Annotated in this window: 4 protein-coding genes; all 4 read left to right on the forward strand. The window is 29.3% G+C overall.

Annotation, left to right across the window (positions count from 1 at the left end; translation table 11 throughout):
• Positions 1-404 (forward strand): hypothetical protein (locus KO515_RS09085; protein WP_215936056.1); only part of this gene is annotated, 404 nt, incomplete at its 5' end.
• A gap of 3 nt (positions 405-407) precedes the next feature.
• Entirely contained in the window at positions 408-920 is a 513-nt protein-coding gene (locus KO515_RS09090) for a hypothetical protein (protein WP_215936057.1), read from the forward strand.
• A 176-nt stretch (positions 921-1,096) separates the two neighbouring features.
• Positions 1,097-1,366, forward strand: a complete 270-nt coding sequence (locus tag KO515_RS09095; protein WP_215936058.1) for a hypothetical protein — start codon at positions 1,097-1,099, stop codon at positions 1,364-1,366.
• A gap of 152 nt (positions 1,367-1,518) precedes the next feature.
• Complete coding sequence (locus KO515_RS09100) at positions 1,519-3,213, forward strand: hypothetical protein (protein ID WP_215936059.1); 1,695 nt, start codon at positions 1,519-1,521, stop codon at positions 3,211-3,213.
• Positions 3,214-3,240: the final 27 nt, after the last annotated feature.

Genomic DNA, 3,240 nt, shown 5'->3' on the forward strand with positions numbered 1-3,240 from the left:
ACCATATACCAAGCCGTTGGCAACAAGCTGAAATCACTCATATGGAATGTCGAACGATAATAATAATTGGATTTCTATTCTGTTTAATCGGAATCTTTATTGGGCCATTATTATATGAAAACACACAATATGGAGAGATTTTCTTTTTATTAATTATATATCCTATTCCAGCATTAGTTTTGGCCACTCTAAACGGATACTTACTTCGCTTTACGGAATTAAAAACTCAGAATCTGATTTTAAAAATCGGAATTGGAATCATTCCTATACTAATTATGGTATTATTAGCGATTGGAAAGGAATCACCAATTCAATTTATAGCAACTTTTGGAATTATTGGAATTGGAATAACTAATCTGATTTGGATGTTCAAACTGACTAAAAACCAAATGATAACAAGCTAAAAAATGAACAGAACAACAAAAATCATAGTATTATTTCTAATTTTAGTAAATATTTCTTGCAATGAAAAGAAAGCAGAAAAAACATATTTAGCAAACTATATCGACTCGATAAAAACGGAATATTCACTAACCGAAAATCCTCTTTTAGTCATTGATGGAGTTCCTGCGCATTATGAATCAATGAATGACGGATGGTTTCTAATAAAAGAAGAAGATATTTCCAGCCTCAAGTATATTAAAAAAGGAGAAACTAAAATATATGGAAGTAAAGATATTAATGGTGTCATTTTATTAACAACAATGTTAAGTGAAAGACAAAGAGCAAATACAAAATCGGAAAAGAAAATTATTTATGTTCTTGATGGAAAAATAATATCTTTTGCTGAATACAAAAAAATCGACAAAAGTAAAGTAATCGGAACAGCAAAAATAACGGAACAGAGTGCAATAAAGGAATTTACATCTGACAAATATGATGAACTGATTTACGTGACGACAAAAATGCCGACTGAATAAATAAAAGCCAGTTGCCAACACCGTGTATAATTCATTGCTAGTTTTAGCCTACTAACGAAAGTCCTCGCGGACTTTCTATCTGTGATTTATTTGCTAACTTTAGTGCTTAAACACGCAACGAAATCATACACAAACACGTTAGCAGTAATATTAAAAAAAACTTATCGCATATATAAATGGCAGGAGGACAAGCGACAAATTCAGGAATAAATTATCAGCAGAGAATTTCAGCTTGGTTTTTAATTAATCAATACTCGAAATTTGATATTTCAATCTATTTTGACCAATTAGATGAACAACTAATAATTAGTAAAACACATTTCGAAACAAGTAAATTTATTGATGACTTAAATCTGACTTGTGAAAATGGAAAATCTATTTTTTTACAAATAAAAGAAGTCTTTCTCTTTCAATCAGAGATACGAGTGATTTTTACAAAACAATAAAGCAATTTATTGAAGAATTCCTTAAAAACGAAAAAACTAAAAACTACTTTGGACTTATATCAACGAGTGATAGCTCAAGTAAAATAACAAGCGACTTAAAAAAAATAATCGTTTCGTTAAACTTAAGTTCTGATGCTTTTAGAGATAATCCATTGACTGAATCGGAAAACGATACACTTGATAAATTTCAATCACTATTCAATATTATTTACGAAGAAGTTTCAAAGAGCAAATCAACGCAAAAGATATTTGAAAATTTTTTGAAAAGAATTTTTATTGGGATAATTGACATAGAATCTGGTAATACGGTTGAAGTTGCTTCTCATATGTTATTAAAAAGTATCGGTTTTAACCAACCCGAATTAGTTTGGTCAATTCTAATAAAGAATTCATTGGTTTATGCTACCGACCGTTTATCGATAGATAACGATAAATTAGAGAAGATATTTCAACGTTATATAAGCGATGAAAAAGATATTAATCTTGAGGAAAATCCTAAAGAATGGTTCAAGTCAGAAGTAATTACCGAAGGAAAATTTTCGACAGGTAAAGAAGTTTTAATTATTAAATCTTTCATAGATGAATTAGATTTAATGATTGTAGAACTCTACAGATTTAAAGAAGACTGTAATATCAAATCTGTTTTCTACGACAATAAAATCATTATAAATGATGATGTGGAGTGGGAAATAGTTCAACGCTTTGCAACAATGTCAGGTCTTGATAGATATTTAGAGGAAAATCAAGAATTGTATAAAGAAATGAAAATTGGTGTCATTCCTGCTAACGAAATTGAAAATGTAGAAAATGAGAATTGTTCAAAACTGCATAATGAGTATTTAGAAGAACTTGCTGACAAGAATCCAAATCCTTTAATTTGTTTACATTGTGGAAAACAAGTTAGTGATAAGAATTCTTTAATAGTAGAAATCGAAGACCGTGATACTATATCTGCATTTGGGTGTGTTCACAAATCTTGTTTAAGACCAATAGACAGAATTTTAGGCACTTTAAAATTGCCTGGAAGGGAATTCAGCGAACACTTAATAAATTTTGATTTTATATTGTGGATTAATTTAATGATGCAAGGTCAAGGTATGTTAAATGCATTGAAAAGTTCACCACAACTTCTTAACGGTAGAACACCTACAATTGCTTGGAATTCAAATGAAGAATATGATGCAGACTATAGTTTTTGCATTAAATTTATATTAGAAGATGGCTCAACTTCATACTCATATCAAAGAAGCAAAATAGAAAGACTAAATAAAGTTCAAGCTCAAGAAAACTTGAAATTATTTAATACAGTCTATAAAAGACAAGAGAAATTAAACGACCCTTATTGTGTACTTTCAGTATCAAAAACAGTTGGCACATATTCAGAACTTTTAAAAATAAAAAAAACCGATGATGTTATTTTAGAAATAAAATCAGCTGAAATAGCAAAGTACAGTCTCTTAATTGCCAAAGCTTTTGACAAGGATATTGAACATTATGCACCTTTGTGTATCATAAAGGATAGAGAAATGGAAACGTTTCTCAATTTAAGTAATGTAGTCCCAATTATATCTGATCCGTTAAAATTTAGCGACTTTTATGATAATTGGCAAAAAATCGGATTTGAAATTGATGATGTAGATTTGAAGATTATTAAAAGCGATAAAGATTTTGATTATTATATGCGAATGATATTTGGCGACGATATGGTACCAATTATTGACCCACTATTTGATAAAAACTTTCAATTAGTTAGTGGTATTCCAATTACAGAATATGATAAAATGATTGAAAGAGCGAAGGCAAAAGAAGAAATGAAACGGAAAGAAAATAATGATAAAAGGGAATAAATACTACTGCTAACACCGTATATAATT

The sequence above is a fragment of the Winogradskyella psychrotolerans genome, from assembly GCF_018860545.1.
Taxonomy (GTDB): Bacteria; Bacteroidota; Bacteroidia; order Flavobacteriales; family Flavobacteriaceae; genus Winogradskyella; species Winogradskyella psychrotolerans_A.